The sequence below is a fragment of the Cellulomonas timonensis genome, assembly GCF_900046455.1.
Lineage (GTDB): Bacteria > Actinomycetota > Actinomycetes > Actinomycetales > Cellulomonadaceae > Cellulomonas_A > Cellulomonas_A timonensis.
The window spans coordinates 57,144-72,777 of sequence record NZ_FCOT01000007.1; the positions used below are offsets into that span (position 1 = coordinate 57,144).

At 72.3% G+C, this 15,634-nt stretch carries 15 protein-coding genes; 13 read left to right on the forward strand and 2 right to left on the reverse strand.

The window, feature by feature from the left end; translation table 11 throughout:
* The 6 genes from BN3788_RS00365 (at window position 1) to BN3788_RS00390 (ending at window position 4,291) form a co-directional block, all read left to right on the forward strand.
* Complete coding sequence (locus BN3788_RS00365) at window positions 1-615, forward strand: DAK2 domain-containing protein (RefSeq protein ID WP_066581654.1); 615 nt, start codon at window positions 1-3, stop codon at window positions 613-615.
* The gene (locus tag BN3788_RS00370) at window positions 612-1,505 is read left to right on the forward strand and encodes an NAD(P)-dependent oxidoreductase (protein WP_234346400.1); all 894 of its coding nucleotides are present in this window, start codon (window positions 612-614) and stop codon (window positions 1,503-1,505) included. The genes BN3788_RS00365 and BN3788_RS00370 overlap by 4 nt, the downstream gene beginning before the upstream one ends.
* A 113-nt stretch (window positions 1,506-1,618) precedes the next feature.
* Complete coding sequence (gene thiD, locus BN3788_RS00375; protein WP_066581656.1) at window positions 1,619-2,419, forward strand: bifunctional hydroxymethylpyrimidine kinase/phosphomethylpyrimidine kinase; 801 nt, start codon at window positions 1,619-1,621, stop codon at window positions 2,417-2,419.
* Between the two features lie 263 nt (window positions 2,420-2,682).
* The gene (locus tag BN3788_RS00380; protein ID WP_066581661.1) at window positions 2,683-3,090 is read left to right on the forward strand and encodes a (R)-mandelonitrile lyase; all 408 of its coding nucleotides are present in this window, start codon (window positions 2,683-2,685) and stop codon (window positions 3,088-3,090) included.
* A gap of 77 nt (window positions 3,091-3,167) precedes the next feature.
* Window positions 3,168-3,548 carry a DUF2255 family protein gene (locus tag BN3788_RS00385; RefSeq protein ID WP_066581664.1) on the forward strand — a complete coding sequence of 127 codons (381 nt, stop codon included), beginning with the start codon at window positions 3,168-3,170 and terminating at the stop codon, window positions 3,546-3,548.
* A 227-nt stretch (window positions 3,549-3,775) separates the two neighbouring features.
* Window positions 3,776-4,291 carry a CarD family transcriptional regulator gene (locus tag BN3788_RS00390; RefSeq protein WP_066581667.1) on the forward strand — a complete coding sequence of 172 codons (516 nt, stop codon included), beginning with the start codon at window positions 3,776-3,778 and terminating at the stop codon, window positions 4,289-4,291.
* Window positions 4,292-4,329: 38 nt separating this feature from the next.
* Here the strand turns inward: BN3788_RS00390 and BN3788_RS00395 are convergent, their stop codons facing one another.
* On the reverse strand, window positions 4,330-5,865 hold the full coding sequence (locus BN3788_RS00395; protein ID WP_066581671.1) for an ATP-dependent DNA ligase: 1,536 nt from the start codon (window positions 5,863-5,865) through the stop codon (window positions 4,330-4,332).
* A gap of 73 nt (window positions 5,866-5,938) precedes the next feature.
* Window positions 5,939-6,319, reverse strand: coding sequence for a YybH family protein (locus BN3788_RS00400; protein WP_066581674.1), 381 nt, complete (start codon window positions 6,317-6,319; stop codon window positions 5,939-5,941).
* A gap of 18 nt (window positions 6,320-6,337) precedes the next feature.
* Here BN3788_RS00400 and BN3788_RS00405 point away from each other — a divergent pair, with 18 nt between their 5' ends.
* The 7 genes from BN3788_RS00405 to BN3788_RS00435 all read left to right on the forward strand — a co-directional run bounded on the left by BN3788_RS00405 (window position 6,338) and on the right by BN3788_RS00435 (window position 15,532).
* Complete coding sequence (locus BN3788_RS00405) at window positions 6,338-7,147, forward strand: Mut7-C RNAse domain-containing protein (protein WP_082812450.1); 810 nt, start codon at window positions 6,338-6,340, stop codon at window positions 7,145-7,147.
* Between the two features lie 152 nt (window positions 7,148-7,299).
* On the forward strand, window positions 7,300-8,334 hold the full coding sequence (locus BN3788_RS00410) for a LacI family DNA-binding transcriptional regulator (RefSeq protein WP_066581680.1): 1,035 nt from the start codon (window positions 7,300-7,302) through the stop codon (window positions 8,332-8,334).
* A 60-nt stretch (window positions 8,335-8,394) separates the two neighbouring features.
* Window positions 8,395-9,639: a sugar ABC transporter substrate-binding protein gene (locus tag BN3788_RS00415; RefSeq protein ID WP_066581683.1), complete on the forward strand. Its 1,245-nt coding sequence runs from the start codon at window positions 8,395-8,397 to the stop codon at window positions 9,637-9,639.
* Window positions 9,640-9,678: 39 nt separating this feature from the next.
* Window positions 9,679-10,665, forward strand: coding sequence for a carbohydrate ABC transporter permease (locus BN3788_RS00420; protein WP_159066835.1), 987 nt, complete (start codon window positions 9,679-9,681; stop codon window positions 10,663-10,665).
* Window positions 10,662-11,480 (forward strand): carbohydrate ABC transporter permease, encoded by an 819-nt coding sequence (locus BN3788_RS00425; RefSeq protein ID WP_066581689.1) that lies wholly within the window; start codon window positions 10,662-10,664, stop codon window positions 11,478-11,480. The genes BN3788_RS00420 and BN3788_RS00425 overlap by 4 nt, the downstream gene beginning before the upstream one ends.
* 47 nt (window positions 11,481-11,527) lie before the next feature.
* A complete protein-coding gene (locus tag BN3788_RS00430; RefSeq protein WP_066581693.1) occupies window positions 11,528-13,531 on the forward strand; it encodes a glycoside hydrolase family 31 protein in 2,004 nt (667 codons plus the stop codon).
* A gap of 51 nt (window positions 13,532-13,582) precedes the next feature.
* A complete protein-coding gene (locus tag BN3788_RS00435) occupies window positions 13,583-15,532 on the forward strand; it encodes a glycoside hydrolase family 127 protein (RefSeq protein ID WP_234346403.1) in 1,950 nt (649 codons plus the stop codon).
* Window positions 15,533-15,634 lie beyond the last annotated feature (102 nt).

A 15,634-nucleotide genomic window follows, 5' to 3' on the forward strand; every position in this document is an offset into this window, starting at 1 on the left:
ATGCACTCAGCAGAGCTTGTCGGCGCGATCCAGCGCGGACTCTCGGAGCTCGTCACGCACGCGGACGAGCTGCGCGACCTCGACCAGGCGCTCGGTGACGGCGACCTCGGCATCACGGTCTCCCTCGGCGCGAACGCCGTGATCGAGGCGCTCGACGCGATCCCGGCGGAGTCCACCCCCGCCGAGATCGCCCGGGCGGCGGCCAAGGCCTTCGCCAACGCGAACCCGTCCACCATGGCGGCGCTCGTCGCGGGCGGCCTGCTCGCCGGCTCGAAGTCCTGGGCCGACGTGGAGGACGTCGACGTGGCTGCCGTGGCGCGCTTCGTGCAGGCCGCGGGCGACAACATCGCCCAGCGCGGCAAGACGCAGCTCGGGGACAAGACGATCCTCGACGCGATCATGCCGGCCGCCGACGCGTTCGCCGCGGCGCCCGACGGGACCGCCGGGCTGGCCTCGGCGATCGACGCCGCCGAGAAGGCAGTGGTCGACACGCGTGACCTGCAGTCCCGCCGGGGCCGCGCGTCCTGGCTGCAGGAGCGCAGCATCGGCCTGCAGGACCCGGGCGCCACCGCGATGTGGCGGTTCCTGCAGTCCTGGCAGAAGGCCAACGCGTGACCCACGTGGCGTCCGTCGCCGTCCTCGGGCTCGGCACGATGGGGCGCGGCATGGCCGCCAACCTCGTCCGTGCCGGGTTCGAGGTGACGGTGTGGAACCGCACCGGCGGCGCAGCCGCCGAGGTCGCGGGCGCGCGCACGGCGTCGTCGATCGACGACGCCGTGCGCGGCCAGCACGCAGTCCTGTACTGCCTGTCTGATGACGCGGCCGTGCGGGCCGTGGCCCTCGGCGACGAGGGTGTGCTCGCGCACGTCGAGGAGTCCACCATCGTGGTCGACATGTCGACCATCAGCGTCGCGCTGTGCGACGAGGAGCACGCCGCCTTCGCCGCCCGCGGCGTCGCGATGCTCGACGCCCCCGTCTTCGGCTCGAAGGGCGAGGCGGAGGCCGGCGGGCTGTGGGTCGTCGTCGGCGGCGACGAGGCGGCGGTGGAGCGGGTGCGCCCGGTGCTCGACGCCGTCAGCGAGTCGGTGCACCACATGGGCCCTGCCGGGTCCGGGGCGCGCACCAAGCTCGTGGGCAACCTGCTCGTGGCGGCGCAGCTCGAGTCCCTCGGCGAGGCGCTGACGCTCGCCGGCGCCGCAGGGCTCGACCTGCACAAGGTCCTGGACGTCGTCGCCGTGACCGATTTCCGCACCCCGATCTACAGCGCCGTCGGCCCGGCGGTGCTCGCCGGCGACTACTCGAAGGCCTTCGCGCTGCACCTCATGCGCAAGGACGTCGGCCTGATCGGGCAGCTGGCCGGGCAGCTCGGCGTGCACCTGCCCGCCACCGACGCCGTGGCGCGCAACCTCGACGCGGCGATGATCGCCGGGTACGGGAACCTCAACGCGTCGGCCCTCGTGCAGGTCATCGCCGCGCGGGCGGGCGTGGATCTCACCCGAGACTGACCACCCGGGCGAAACGCGGGCCTGCCGGTGGTCGGCCGGCAGGTCCGCACATCGTCCCCACCAGTCGTGAAAGGCTCTGCGGTATGCATGCGGACATCCAAAGGAGCACTGACGTGGTCGACCTCGCGTACGTCATCGCCGGATCGGAGGCCACCGGCGGCGCCGGCCTCCAGGTGGACCTGAAGACCTTCCAGGAGCTGGGGGTCTACGGGCTCGGGACGGTGACCTGCATCGTCTCGTTCGACCCGGCCAACGGGTGGGGCCACAGGTTCTTCCCGGTGCCCGCCGAGGTCATCGCCGCGCAGATGGAGGCCGCCACCGCCGCCTACGCGCTCGACGTCGTCAAGATCGGCATGCTGGGCACCCCCGCGACGATCGACGTCGTCGCCGAGGGGCTGCGCCGCCAGCCGTGGCGGCACGTGGTGCTCGACCCGGTGCTGATCTGCAAGGGCCAGGAGGCCGGCGCCGCGCTCGACACCGACAACGCGCTCCGCGAGCAGGTGCTGCCGCTGGCGACAGTGGTCACGCCCAACCTCTTCGAGGCCCGCACGCTGTCCGGCATGGACGTCATCGAGACGGTCGACCAGCTCACCGAGGCCGCGCGCCGCATCCAAGAGCTGGGCCCGCGGTACGTCGTCGCGAAGGGCGGGGTCGACCTGCCCGGCGACGACGCCGTGGACGTGCTGGTCGACGGGGACGACGTGACCATCCTGTCCACGCCCAAGATCGGCCAGGAGCGGGTCTCCGGCGCCGGCTGCACGCTCGCCGCCGCCATCACGGCCGAGCTCGCCAAGGGCGTCGACGTGGGCGAGGCCGTCGCCCGGGCGAAGAGCTTCGTCACCGCGGGCATCGAGGGCCGCGTCGCGGGCCGCGCGCCGTTCGAGGCCGTGTGGCAGGGCGCAGTGCGCGTCTGACGCCTGCGGTCGCTGTGGCCCCGCGCCGCTCAGGCTCCGCGTCCGCGCACAGCGGGCGCGGCTCAGACGGCCGGACGGTCCTGCCCCACCCCTGTCGGGCAGGACCGTCCGGTCCTCGAGTCGTGGCGCGTCATCTGGCGCGCGGGAGCGAGTCCCATGACGAGGTGTGCCGGAACCGTTGCCGGATCACCCCGTGAGTCGCAGAGTGGGAGGGCGACCGCGGGAGCCGTCCCAGCGGAGCGTCCGACGAGGAGCGCAGCCGCATGCAGATCCTGCTCACCGCCCCGGAGGCGCCCACCGCACTCGGGCCCGCCGAGTGGTTCACCGGCGAGGTGTGGATCGACGTGGTGGCGGTGCCGCCCGACCCGTCCCGGCTGCGGGTCAACGCCGTCCACTTCTCACCCGGCGCGCGCACGCACTGGCACCGGCACGCGAACGGCCAGACGCTGCACGTGACCGAGGGCGTCGCCCGGGTGGGGACCCGTGACGGCACGGTGTTGGAGGTGCGGCCCGGGCAGACGGTGTGGACGCCGCCAGGGGAGTGGCACTGGCACGGCGCGGCGCCCGCGGCGTTCATGACCCACCTGGCGATGTGGGAGGTGGGCGCAGCCGACGGCGGCCCGGACACCGAATGGGCCGAGGAGGTCTCCGACCAGCAGTACGGCGCCTGACCTTCTGGCCAGCCACGTGGCATTCCTGGCGCTTCCGCCGGGGGATGGGCGTCCACATCGACACAAGGAGGAGCGCGATGGCGGGCTGGACCGAGGGCGAGTTGTCGAGGATCGGCGGCGCGGAGCTGATGCACCTGGCGTCGAGGCGCCCGGACGGGACCCTGCGGCCCTACGTGACGATGTGGGACGTGCGCGTCGGTGACGGGGTCTACGTCCGGTCCGCGTACGGGCCGCACAACGGGTGGTACGTCCGGGCGAAGGCCAGTGGCGAGGGTCGCATCCGATCCGGCGGAGTGGAGCGGGACGTCGTCTTCGAGGACGCCGCACCCGACGAGGCCGAGGCCATCACCGCCGCGTATCACGCCAAGTACGACCAGTTCGGCCCGGCGATCGTGGGCACCGTCACGGGCTCCGACGCGGAGGCGCTGACCCTCCGACTCGTGCCCGTCGACGGGTGACGGGTCTCACTGCCCGGACGTGCAGGCGGCGGGTGGGACAATGGGAGGACCGGCTCGCAGAGCGAAGGCCCCCATCCGCATGGTCGGGCCGACCTCTGTGCTCCCAGCGTCCTCGCCGCTCCATCATCGGGTGCGACTCGGACAACGGGGCGATCAGGCGTTCTGAGGCTCAGCCTCCGACGCGATCGGGTGCGGTGCCGATCGCAAACGAAGGACACAGCATCAGGATGCAGTTCTCTGAGGGTCAGACGGTCATCCACCCTCACCATGGGCCCGCCACCATCACGCAGATGGTCGACCGCACGATCAACGGGACGAGCCGGCGGTACGTGCACCTCCAGGTGCACCAGACCAGCCTGGAGGTCGCCGTGCCTCTCGACACCGCCGAGGAGGTCGGCCTCCGACCGGTGTACGCGGAGTCGCAGGCGCACGAGCTGATCGCCGTCCTCCGGGCGCCCTCGGGCGAGCAGGAGGAGAACTGGTCGCGGCGTTTCAAGGCCAACCAGGAGAAGCTCCGCGTCGGCGAGCTGAACATGACCGCCGAGGTGGTCCGCGACCTCACCCGCCGCCAGGAGGAGCGTGGGCTGTCCACGGGCGAGAAGGAGATGCTCCAGAGCGCCCGGCAGCCGGTCCTCGCGGAGCTCGCGCTGTCCCTGTCGCTGGACGAGACGGAGGTCGACCGGCTCGTCGACACCGCCGTCCGCGGCGAGGAGCCCGACCCCGTGGGCGCCGCCCAGGCCTGACCCGGCCTGACCTCACCCGCCGTCCAGCCCGACACCGCTCAGGCCCAGGCCGCCACGGCCCGGACCATGTCCACGGTGTCGGCCTGGGCGGCGGTCTTGTCGTCGCGGTAGCGCAGCACCCGGGCGAACCGCAGCGCCAGGCCACCGGGGTAGCGGGTCGAGCGCTGCACCCCGTCGAAGGCGACCTCCACCACCTGCTCGGGGCGGACGGTCACGGTCCAGCCGTCGTCGGCGACCTCGAGCTCGCGGAACCGCTGCGTCTGCCAGGCGAGCATCTCGTCGGTCATCCCCTTGAACGTCTTGCCGAGCATGACGAAGCCGCCTGCGGGGTCGCGGGCGCCGAGGTGGATGTTCGACAGCAGCCCCTCACGCCGCCCGGAGCCGCGCTCGACGGCGAGCACCACGAGGTCGAGGGTGTGCCGGGGTTTGACCTTGACCCAGGCGGAGCCGCGTCGGCCTGCCTCGTAAGGCGCGGCGGCGTCTTTGACGAGGGCGCCCTCTTGGCCGGCGGCGACCCATCGGGCGAAGGCGGCCTGCGCGGCGTCGGCGTCGTCGGTGACGATCCGCTCGACGACGTGCCCGCCGGCGACGGCGTCGAGCACGGCGAGGCGTTCGAGCAGCGGCGCGTCGAGGAGGTCGCGGCCGTCTGCGTGCAGCACGTCGAAGAAGAACGGGCTGAGGGTGGTGACCGCCGCGAGCTCCGCGTCCTGGGTGGCGCTGCGCGCGGAGGTCTCCTGGAAGGGGCGGGGCTGGCCGTCCGGGCCGAGGGCGAGCGCCTCTCCGTCGAGCACGGCGGTGTGGACGGGCAGCGAGCGGACCACGGCGACGATCTCGGGCACGCGGGCCGTGACGTCGTCGAGGCTCCGGGTGAAGACCCGCACGTCGTCCCCGTCGCGGTGGGCCTGGACGCGGATCCCGTCGAGTTTCGCGTCGACGACGACGGGCCGCCCGGCGAACGCCGCGACGGCGGTGGCGATGTCGGGGGCGGACGCGGCGAGCATGGGGCGCACGGGCCGCCCGACGGCGAGGCCGAACTCGGCGAGGGCGGCCAGGGCCTCGTCAGGGGACCCGGCGCCGAGGGCCGCCGACACGACCGGCTCGGTGGCCCCGGCGAGCATCGCGGCCCGGCGGACCACGTCCGAGGGCACGTCGGCCGCCTCTGCGACTGCGTCGAGCAGCAGCGCGTCGAGGGCGCCTTGGCGCAGGTCCCCGGTGACGAGCCCGCGCAGCAGGCGCTGCTCGGTGGCGGTGGCGGCGGCGAACAGGTCGGTGGCGAGCGCGGTCCGGTGGGTCGAGGAGCCGGGGCCGGAGAGCCGCGACATCTGCTCGAAGACGGCATCGACGGCCAGCACGTCGAGTGTGGGCTCGGTGGCCGGATCGGGCATGGCGGCGAGTGAGCGCCAGCCCAGGCCGGTGCGGCGTTGCCGCAGTTCCCCGGCGAGGTAGCGGGCGACGACGGGCGCCTCGTCGGGCGCCGTGCGGCGCAGCAGGTCGACGAGCAGCGCGCGCTTCGCGAGGCGCGAGCGCGTGTCGGCCAGGGCGGCCGAGGTGGCGGCGACGTCGGCGAGGAGCACCCTGCCATCCTGGCCTCGCGGGCGCCGCGCCGCCCGTGGGGCCGGGCGTGTGGGCGAGCGGGGCCTGCGACGCTCAGTCCGGGGAGCCCCCGTAGTCCAGTCCGGGCCAGTGCGCCCACTCCTCGAAGTGCTCGGCCCGCCCGTCGGGCGCGAACCGCACGATCCACAGGTCGCGGAACTCGCGTGGCTGGTCTCCGAGGTCGCCGAAGTACTGCACCTCGACGCGCAGCACCGCCGTGGGTGGTGCGACGGCGACAGACTCCGCGCGCATCGTGAACGGCGTGGGGTCCGGCCAGAACTCGGCGATGGCGGCGTGCCCGCGCAATCCGTCGTCATATGCGCCGCGCAGGTAGACCGCCTGCGGGGTGAACAAGTCCTCGACGGCGGCGATGTCCTGCGCGCGCCAGGCCTGCTCGTACCGGGCGGCCCATGCCATCACGTCCGTGCTGTCCATGCGCCCCCCTCGTCCGGTATGCCGAGCCTGACATGCGGAGGGCGCGCGGGCCCGCGGGGCGGGGCATCGACCGCCAGGGGCGAGCATCCTGGGAGGGGGCGTGCAGTCCGGCTGGACGTCGACCCCTCGCTGCGGTTCCTGCTGCGCCCGGACCGCCGGGACGGCCCCGTCGACGTGCGCGCGGCGGACACGGACACCTGGGGGCATGTCGTGGAGTCGGTGGGCGTCCCACTCACCGAGGTCGGCCGCCTCGTGGTGGACGGGGCGCCGGTCGCCGCGTCCGCGCCGGTCACCGAGGCAGTGCTCCGGGTGGCGCCAGTCGCGCGCCCGCAGGCCACCGCCACTACGCCGCCGCGCTTCCTGCTCGACGTGCACCTGGGCGGGCTCGTGCGGCGCATGCGGCTGCTCGGGCTGGACGCCGCCTACCGCCCGGAGGCCGACGACCCCGAGCTGGTGCGCATCGCCGCGGCCGAGGGCCGGGTGCTGCTCACGCGGGACCGCGGCCTGCTGCGCCGTCGCAGCCTGCCGCAGGGCGCGCTGGTGCGCGGCTCGGCGACCGACGACCAACTCGACGACGTGCTCGACAGGTTCGCGCCGCCGCTGACGCCGTGGACGCGCTGCACGGCCTGCGGTGGTGTGCTCGCGGTGGTGGGCGCGAACGAGGTGGCCGAGGAGGTGCGGGCGGGGACGGCGCGCACGTATGCGGACTTCGCCCGGTGCCTGTCGTGCGGGCACGTGTACTGGCACGGGGCGCATGCCGCGCGGATCGAGCCGGTGGTCGCCCACGCGAGGGATGTGGTGGCGCGCCGGCTGGGCGCTTCGGGCTGATCTGCCCAGATGTGGCGAACCGGTTCGCCAACTGGCTGATGAATACGGCTTGCGTCCTGCGCTCTGGCGCCTATATGTTGCGAACCGGTTCGCTACTCGCGTCGGCCCACCGCACCCGGGGGACGGCGCAGCGACACTCCGGAGAGGCGACAATGGCGACGATCGGCGATGTGGCCAAGGCCGCGGGAGTCTCCCGCAGCACCGCGTCCTACGTGCTCACCGGCAAGCGCACCACCTCGCTCGAGGTGCGCCGGCGCGTCGAGCAGGCCGTCCGCGACCTCGGGTACACGCCGAACGCCGGCGCCCGCGCACTGGCGACGTCGCAGAGCATGGTGCTCGGCCTGCTCGTCCAGTTCCTCGAGGACGAGTTCGCCCCCGCGATGCTGCAGTACATGCTCGGCGTCTCGAACGTCGCCCGTGAGCTCGGCTACGACATCCTCATGGTCACCGAGCCCGACGGCTCCCAGGCCCTGAAGCGGATCACCGACTCCCGCATGGTCGACGGCGTGGTGCTGATGAACGTCGCCGACGACGACGAGCGCCTGCCGGTGCTGCGGGCCTCGGGCGTCCCCGGCGCGCTGGTCGGGCTCCCCGGCGACTGCACCGGCCTCGACGTCTTCGACCTCGACTTCGAGGAGGCCGGCCGCACGATGGTCGACCACCTCGCCGACCTGGGACACCGCGACCTGGTGCTCGTCTCCCAGCCCGAGCACGTCGTCGAGCGTGGCGGCGCGTACGTCTGGCGGCTGCGGGACGCCGCCCTCGCACAGGCGAAGGCGCGGGGGATCACGCTGCACGCCGAGTTCGGCGAGTCGCAGCAGCCCGCCGTCGGGCGGTTCCTCGACGACCTGCTCGACCGCCACCCGCAGGCCACCGGCCTGCTCCTGCACAACGAGGCCGCCGCGGCCGCGCTGCCGTCCGTGCTGCACGCGCGCGGCATCCAGTCGCCCCGCGACCTCTCCGTGATCGGGCAGTACTCCGACGAGTTCGCCCGCACCTTCTCCCTGCCGTTCTCCTCGATCGAGAGCGCACCCGACCGGCTCGGCCGGATGGCGGTGCGCCAGCTCGTGCGTCGAATCGAGCAGCAGGACCCGACCGACCCGCACGTCGTGCGGTTCGTGTCACCCGAGCTGGTCGACCGGGGGAGCACGGCGCCGCCCGTGTCCCCGCCGGACGTCCGGCCCTAGCACCACCGCTCCCTGGGGCACTGCCGCCCCGCAATCACCTGTTCAAGGAGGAATGACGTGATGCGCAAGACAACCATCCGCAGCCTGGGCGTGCTGGGGGCGGTCACGCTCGCTGCTGTGAGCCTGACGGCCTGCTCGTCGGACGGCGGGTCCGGCGACGCCGCCGGCTCGTACACCTGGTGGGACCCGTACCCCCAGCACGACGCGGCGTCCGACTGGGGCAAGCGCGTCGAGGCGTGCGGCGTCGAGGCCGGCGTCACGGTCCAGCGCACCGCGTACGACACGACGGCGCTGACCAACCAGGCGATGCTCTCGGCGCAAGAGGGCACGTCGCCCGACGTGATCCTGCTCGACAACCCCGCCGTGTCCACGCTCGCCGACACCGGCATGCTCAACACGATGGAGGAGTTCGGCTTCGACACCTCCGCGATCGACGCGAACCTCATCGCCGCCGGCCAGATCGACGGCGACACGTTCGGCATCCCGATCGGCGCGAACACCCTGGCGCTCTTCTACAACCAGGACGTGCTCACCGCTGCCGGCGTCGACACCGCGAGCATCACCGACTGGGCCTCCCTGACCGACGCGCTGGCCAAGGTCACCTCGTCGGGCAAGAAGGGCATCACCTTCGCCGGGATCGGCACCGAGGAGGGCTCGTTCCAGTTCCTGCCGTGGTTCTGGGGCGCAGGCGCCGACCTGCGCGAGCTGGACTCGCCGCAGGCCGTCGCGGCGCTGGAGCTGTGGACGGGCTGGCTGGCCGACGGGTACGCCCCGAACTCGGTGATCAGCAACTCCCAGAACACCACGTGGGAGGAGTTCCTCACCGGTGACTTCGGGTTCGTGGTCAATGGCACGTGGCAGATCAACAGCGCCGCGGAGGCCGACTTCGCCACCGGAGTCATCCCGATCCCCGGCCAGAAGGGCGGCTCGGCTGCGGCCCCCACGGGCGGCGAGTTCGTGACGATGCCGGTGCAGAAGGACGAGGCCCGCTACGACACGACCCGCAAGATCGTCGAGTGCATGACGACCACTGACGGGTTCGTCGAGACCGGCACCACGTTCGCGTACTACATCCCGCCGACGGCCGACGGCCAGGCCGCGATCCTCGCGGAGAACGCCGACCTGGAGCCGTGGGTCGACGCCGTCAACGCCGCCAAGGGCCGGACCAGCGACGACCTCGGCACCGACTACCCGAAGGTCTCGGAGCAGCTCTGGACCGCGGTGCAGGAGGCGCTCTCCGGCGTCGAGACGCCCGAGGTGGCGCTGCAGCAGGCCCAGGAGGCCGCCGAAGCCGCGATCGGCTGACCTGCACCACCGCTGCACCGAGCCTGAGGACTTGAGTTGATGAAGATGACCCAGACCAGATCGGTCGGGGCCGGCGCAGCGGCGCCGGACGGGGTGGCGGCGCGAGCCGTCGCGGCCCCGTCCGGTCGCACGGCGAGCCACCGGTCGCGATCCACCCGATGGGCGGCAGTCGGCTTCGCCGCCCCGCTCGTGGTCTACCTGGTGGCGTTCTACGCGTTCCCGCTCTGGCGGAACATCGAGCTGAGCCTGCACGACTACACGCCACGCGCGTTCGTGCAGGGCAACGCGGAGTTCGTCGGGCTGGACAACTACGCCGACGTGCTCAGCTCGCGGACCTTCTGGCCGGCGCTGCGCAACACCGCGCTGTTCGTGGTGGTGTCCATCGCGTTCCAGTACGTGCTGGGCCTGGCGCTGGCGGTCTTCTTCCGGCAGAACTTCCGGCTCTCGGGGGTGCTGCGGGGGATGTTCCTGATCCCGTGGCTGCTGCCGCTTATCGTGTCCGCGTCCACCTGGTCATGGATGCTCAACAGCGACAACGGCATCATCAACTCGGTGCTCGGCGCGTTCGGCGTCGGCCAGGTCAACTGGCTGACCTCGCCCGAATGGGCGCTGGTCTCGGTGATCGTCGCCAACATCTGGCTGGGCATCCCGTTCAACCTGGTGATCCTCTACTCGGGGCTGCAGAACATCCCGGGCGACGTGTACGAGGCCGCGAGCCTCGACGGCGCGAGCGCCTGGCAGCAGTTCCGCAAGATCACGTTCCCGCTGCTGCGGCCGGTGTCGATCATCACGCTGCTGCTCGGGCTGATCTACACGCTCAAGGTCGTCGACATCATCTGGATCATGACGACCGGCGGCCCCGGCAGCTCCTCGACGACGCTCGCCGTGTGGTCGTACCGGGAGGCGTTCGGCACCGGACAGCCCGACTTCTCGCCCGCGGCGGCGGTCGGCAACCTGCTGATCCTCATCGCGCTCGCCTTCGGGTTCGTGTACCTGCACCTCCAGCGCCGACAGGAGCAGTCATGAACGGCCACCGTCCCTGGTGGAAGACCGCCCTGGGCGTCTTCTTCACCGCCCTGATGCTGTTCCCCGTCTACTGGATGGTGAACGTCTCGCTCACCGAGACCGGCGACATGCGCTCGGACCCGCCGCACTGGTTCCCGTGGAACCCCACGCTCGAGGGCTACCGCAACGTCCTCGACCACCAGCTCCCGCACCTGGGCACGAGCATGCTCATCGGGCTCGGCACCGTCGTCCTCACGCTCGTCGTCGCGGCCCCCGCGGCGTACTCGCTGGCGCAGCTGAACCTGCGCGGCGGCAAGACGCTGAACTTCGTGCTGCTGGTGGCGCAGATGATCCCCGGCGTGATCATGGCGATGGGCTTCTACGCCATCTACATCAAGCTCGGCCTGCTCAACACGGTGTGGGGCCTGATCGTCGCGGACTCCACTGTCGCGGTGCCGTTCGCGGTGCTGCTGCTGACCACGTTCATGCAGGGCATCCCACGCGAGCTGACGCAGGCCGCGACCGTTGACGGCGCGGGCACCTGGCGCACGTTCTGGTCGGTGGTGCTGCCGGTGAGCCGCAACTCGATGATCACCGCGTCGCTGTTCGCGTTCCTGTGGTCGTGGTCGGATTTCATCTTCGCCTCGACCCTCAACCGCAATGGGGACCTGATCCCCATCACGCTCGGCATCTACAAGTACATCGGCAACAACACCACGCAGTGGAACTCGATCATGGCGACCGCCGTGGTCGCGTCGATCCCCGCCGCAGTGCTGCTCGTCGTGGCTCAGCGGTACGTCGCCGCCGGCGTCACCGCAGGGGCAGTCAAGGACTGAGCCCCACCCCCGACCGTCCATTTCTGCAAGACCGGAGTGCCAGCACCATGGTGACCTTCCACCCGTCCGCCACGTCCCTCGAGATCCGCCACCGCCATGAGGTGCTGACCATCGAGGCGTGGGGGGTCGACAGCGTCCGCGTCCGCGCGGCCCAGTACCGCATCCCCGCCGAGAGCCAGGGCGCGCTCGACGTGGCGCCCGCCTCGCCGGCCCCGTCGATCGAGGCAGGCGACGCGCATGCGACGTTCCGGCATGGCGAGCTGACTGTCGAGGTCGACTTCGACCTGGGCGCGGCCTACCCGGAGCCGCTGCTGACGTTCCGTCGCACCAGCACCGGCGAGGAGCTGCTCACGGAGAGCCGCGAGCACTTCTGGATGCCGGGCGCCCGCTCCTACCAGGGCAACCGCTCAGGCGCGTATGAGATCCACCAGCAGTTCGCGGCGTATGACGACGAGAAGCTGTACGGCATGGGCCAGCGCACGCACGGCCGGCTCGACCTCAAGGGCCTGTCGCTCGACCTGGTGCAGCGCAACGCCGAGGTCAACATCCCGTTCGTGCTGTCCAACCGGGGCTACGGCCTGCTGTGGAACATGCCGGCGGTGGGCCGCGTCGAGTTCGCGCAGAACGCGACCCGCTGGAGCGTGGGCCAGGCCCGCGAGATCGACTACTGGCTCACCGCCGCGCCGACGCCCGCCGCGATCATGGCCCGGTACGCCGACGCGACGGGCCACGTGCCCGATCTGCCGCAGTGGGCGTCGGGGGTCTGGCAGTGCAAGCTGCGCTACTTGGACCAGGACGAGCTGTTGGGCGTCGCGCGCGAGCACAAGCGCCGCGGGCTGCCCATGTCCGTGATCGTGACGGACTACTTCCACTGGTCGGCGATGGGCGACTACCGCTTCGACGAGGCCGAGTGGCCCGACCCGCAGGCGATGGTCGACGAGCTGCACGAGCTGGGCATCGAGCTGATGGTGTCCATCTGGCCCACGATCTCCCCGCTGTCGGAGAACTTCGCGGACTACCGCGACCAGGGGCTGTTGGTCGGATCGGACCAGGGCGTCGAGTTCCACCAGACCATCCGGGACAAGGGCATGACGACGCCCATGCCGCTGGCGTTCTACGACCCCACGAACCCGCGCACCCGCGAGTACGTGTGGGACCTGGTCCGGCGCAACTACCTGGACCTGGGCATCAAGGTGTTCTGGCTCGACGCGTCCGAGCCCGAGCTCAACCCGGCGCACCCCGGCAACCTCACGTTGCACGCGGGGCCGGGCGCCGAGGTCGCGAACATCTACCCGCGTGACAACGCGCGGCTCTTCGCCGAGGGCATGGCGGCCGCCGGCCAGGAGCCCACAGTGCTGCTGTGCCGGTCCGCGTGGGCCGGCGCCCAGAAGCACGGCGCGGCCGTGTGGTCGGGGGACATCCCGGCGACGTGGCTCTCGCTCGAGCAGCAGATCCGCGCGGGCCTCAACATCGCGATCTCGGGCATCCCGTGGTGGACCACCGACATCGGCGGCTTCCACGGCGGCGACTCGCGGGACCCGGCGTATCGCGAGCTGATGATCCGCTGGTTCCAGTACGGCGTGTTCTGCCCGTTGTTCCGTCTGCACGGCGACCGCGACCCCCGCACGCCCACGTCCTACGCCCAGACGGGCGGGCCTAACGAGGTGTGGTCGTTCGGCGACGAGGCCTACGAGGTCATCGCGGACCTGCTGCACCTGCGCGAGCGCCTGCGCCCGTACATCCACGAGCAGATGCGGCTGGCCGCGACCGACGGGCTTCCGCCCATGCGGCCGCTGTTCGTCGACCACCCCGACGACCCGGGCGCCTGGGAGGTCGAGGACGAGTTCCTGTTCGGCCCCGACATCCTCGTCGCGCCCATCTCACGTGCGGGCCAGCGCTCGCGGGCCGTGTACCTGCCGCGCGGGGCCCGCTGGGTCGACGCCGCCACGGGCGACGTGCACGAGGGCGGCCAGACGATCGAGGCCGACGCTCCCCTCGAGCGCATCCCGGTGTTCACCCGCGAGGGGTCCAGCGTTCCGCTGCGTCCCTGACGGCCTGAGGGCCCCGCTGCTTGTGTTGCTCAGACGAAGAAAGTAGACGCCGTGCTCCCCACCTTCATCGACGTCCGCCGAGGACCTGGCGCGGAGCGCACGGGCGGCCGGCCCGTGTCGCCTGCGCGAGGGCCCCGTCGCCCGCTCGGCCTCGCCGAGATCTCCTTGACTGACGGGTTCTGGGCCACCCTCCAGCAGACCAACGCGGCGGCCACCCTGGCGCACTGCGAGGAGTGGATGGAGCGGCTCGGCTGGATCGCGAGCTTCGACCGGGTCGCCGACGGGACCATGGGGTCGGACCGCCCGGGCTGGTCGTTCGCCGACTCGGAGGTCTACAAGCTCCTCGAGGCGCTGGCCTGGGAGCACGGCCGCACGGGCTCGACCCGGGTGGACGAGGTCTTCACCCGGCTCGCCGAACGGGTCGCCCGCGCGCAGGACCCGGACGGCTACCTCAACACCTGCTTCGGCCACGGCACGCAGCAGCCGCGGTACTCGGACCTGGAGATGGGCCACGAGCTTTACAACACCGGCCACCTGCTGCAGGCCGCTGTGGCCCGGGTGCGCACCTCAGGCGTCGACGCGTTCGTCGAGGTCGCACGCCGCGCCGCCGACCACGTGTGCCGCGAGTTCGGCCCCGGGGGCCGGGAGGCGATCTGCGGGCACCCGGAGATCGAGGTCGGGCTCACCGAGCTGGGCCGCGCGCTCGACGAGCCCAGGTACCTGGCGCAGGCGGAGCTGTTCGTGGACCGCCGCGGGCGAGGGCTGCTCGGGCCCGTCCAATTCGGGCCCGCGTACTTCCAGGACGACGTGCCTGTGCGCGAGGCGACGGTGTGGCGCGGCCACGCCGTGCGCGCGCTGTACCTCGCCGCCGCGGCCGTGGACCTCGCCGTGGACCGCGACGACGCCGACCTGCTCGCGGTGCTCGAGCGGCAGTGGACCGCCACCGTCGCGCGGCGCACCTACCTGACCGGCGGCATGGGGTCGCACCATCAGGACGAGGGCTTCGGCGACGACTGGGTGCTGCCGCCCGACCGCGCCTACTGCGAGACGTGCGCGGGCATCGCGTCGAACATGGTCTCCTGGCGGCTGTTCCTGGCCACCGGGGACGTGCGGTACGCAGACCTGATGGAGCGCACGTTCTACAACGTGATCGCCACCTCCCCGCGCGCCGACGGCAAGGCCTTCTTCTACGCGACCCCGCTGCAGCAGCGCCCCCCCGCCGAGGGGTCGGTGGCCGACGAGGTCAACCCACGCGCCGAGGGCGGCCAGCGGGCGCCCTGGTTCGACGTGTCCTGCTGCCCGACCAACCTCGCGCGGACCCTCGCGACCTGGCAGTCCTATGCCGCAGTCGCGGATCCGGACGGGCTGACGCTGCTGCAGTACGCGTCGGGCGCCCTGCGCGTCGAGCTCGACGGTGGCGGCGTGCTCGGCCTCGACATCAGCACCGCCTACCCCGACGCGGGGACCGTGACGGTGCGCGTCACCGAGGCCCCCGACCGCCCCGTGCGAGTGCGGCTGCGCGTGCCCGAGTGGGCGCAGCGCGCAGTGCTCTCCGAGGGCGGCAGCGAGCGGCCCGTCGAGCCAGGCCTGGTGGACGTGGAGCGCCTGCTGGCAGTGGGGGAGGTAGTCCGTCTCGCGCTGCCCATGGAGCCGCGCCTGACCTGGCCCGACGAGCGCATCGACGCCGTGCGCGGCTGTGCGGCCGTGGAGGCCGGGCCCCGGGTGCTCTGCCTGGAGTCCGTCGACCTGCCGGTGGGGGTGGACCTCGACGACGTGCGACTCGACACGTCGACAGCGCCAGTCGCCGCCCCCGGCGGCCTCTCGGGCGCCGTGGTCCGGGCCCAGGTGGTGACGCCCACCGACGGCGCCGGGGCGCTGCCCTACGGCCGGCGGCAGCCGTCGGCGCCCGCGCGCGAGTCCGTCGAGCTGCGCCTCACGCCGTACCACTCGTGGGCCGAGCGCGGCCCCTCGACGATGCGGGTGTGGTTGCCCGCCGTCTGACGCTGCCTGAGAGCAGCAACTGATCCGCGAGAAGCGGCCATGCCTGGGCATGGCCGCTTTTTGCTGTGCGGGCCTGTGCGAGCGCAGCGATCGGTTGTCTGA